Genomic DNA, 1596 nt, shown 5'->3' with positions numbered 1-1596 from the left:
TCCTTCAGCAGGCTGGAATCGCCCGTGACGGCCTGCTGAAGGGCGACCAGCCTGCCGACGCGCGGTCAGTCGGTACCGGTCTCCATCGCGGCGGAGTCCAGGGCGTCTTCGGCGCTGTCGTCGCGGCCGGAGGAGGCGATGTGGCTCGCGCGGCCCGGCTCCAGGTCGCCGACGAGGCCGCTCACCGTGCCGCCGAGCACCTCCAAGCCGTCGAAGTACTCGAGCTTCGCGCGCGAGTCGGCGAGGTCGAGGTTGCGCATCGTCAGCTGGCCGATGCGGTCGTCGGGGCTGAACGCCGCGTCCTCGGTGCGCTCCATCGAAAGCCGGTCCGGGTGGTACGTCGCGTTCGGGGAGACCGTGTTCAGGAGTGTCCAGTCGTTGCCGCGGCGGGGGCGCACCGTGACCTCGCCGGTGATCGGCGCACCGATCCACCGGGTCAGCGCCTGCCGCAGCATCAGCGCCTGCGGTTCGAGCCAGCGGCCTTCGTAGAGCAGCCGGCCGAGGCGGCGCCCCTCCGTCATGTACGCCGCGAGCGTGTCCTCGTTGTGGATCGCGGAGACCAGGCGCTCGTAGGTGATGAACAGCAGCGCCATCCCCGGCGCCTCGTAGATCCCGCGGCTCTTCGCCTCGATGATGCGGTTCTCGATCTGGTCGGTCATCCCGAGCCCGTGCCGGCCTGCGGTCGTGTTGACCGCGTGCACCAGCGCGACCGGGTCGTCGTAGCGCGTCCCGTTCACGCTGACCGGCCGGCCCTGCTCCCACCCGACGGTCACGTCCTCGGTCTCGACCGTGACCGAGGGGTCCCAGAACCGCACGCCCATGATCGGTTCGACGAGTTCGACGGAGGCGTCGAGCTCCTCGAGCTTCTTCGCCTCGTGCGTCGCGCCCCAGATGTTCGCGTCGGTCGAGTAGGCCTTCTCGGCGCTCGCCCGGTAGGGGAGGCCCCGCTCGGTGAGCCACGCGGACATCTCCGCGCGGCCGCCGAGCTCGCCCACGAATCGGCGGTCCAGCCACGGCTTGTAGATCCGCAGGTCGGGGTTCGCGAGCAGGCCGTAGCGGTAGAAGCGCTCGATGTCGTTGCCCTTGAAGGTGGAGCCGTCGCCCCAGATGTCGACGTCGTCCTCCTGCATCGCGCGGACGAGCGTCGTGCCCGTCACCGCGCGGCCGAGCGGCGTCGTGTTGAAGTACGGCATCCCGCCGGCCCGGATGTGGAAGGCGCCGCAGGCGAGCGCGGCGAAGCCCTCCTCCACCAGCGCGGGTCGGCAGTCGACGACCCTGGCCCCCTCGGCGCCGTAGGCCTTCGCACGGTCGGGCAGCCCGGACAGGTCGGGGTCGTCGTACTGACCGAGGTCGGCGGTGTAGGTGTAGGGCACCGCCCCGTGCTCCCGCATCCAGGCGACCGCCACGGAGGTGTCGAGCCCCCCGGAGAAGGCGATCCCGACGCGCTGGCCGACGGGGAGGTCCGAGAGGATCTTCGACACGAGGACCGAAACTACCGGGTCGCGATCGACGGGGTCCGGTGTTCACGGATCAGGCGATCCGGCAGCGCGAAGCGCCCCACTGTGTACATGAGCGCAGGTCCTGATCCGTGAACAC

At 70.6% G+C, this 1596-nt stretch carries 1 protein-coding gene; it reads right to left on the bottom strand.

The genetic code is table 11. The annotated features are described in order from the left end of the window. Positions 1-65: 65 nt before the first annotated feature. A complete protein-coding gene (gene argG, locus ACFE67_RS12315) occupies positions 66-1481 on the bottom strand; it encodes an argininosuccinate synthase (RefSeq protein WP_375407169.1) in 1416 nt (471 codons plus the stop codon). Positions 1482-1596: the final 115 nt, after the last annotated feature.

This window comes from uncultured Amnibacterium sp., from assembly GCF_964244015.1.
Classification (GTDB): Bacteria; Actinomycetota; Actinomycetes; order Actinomycetales; family Microbacteriaceae; genus Amnibacterium.
This window is presented reverse-complemented; position numbering and strand designations above follow the sequence as displayed.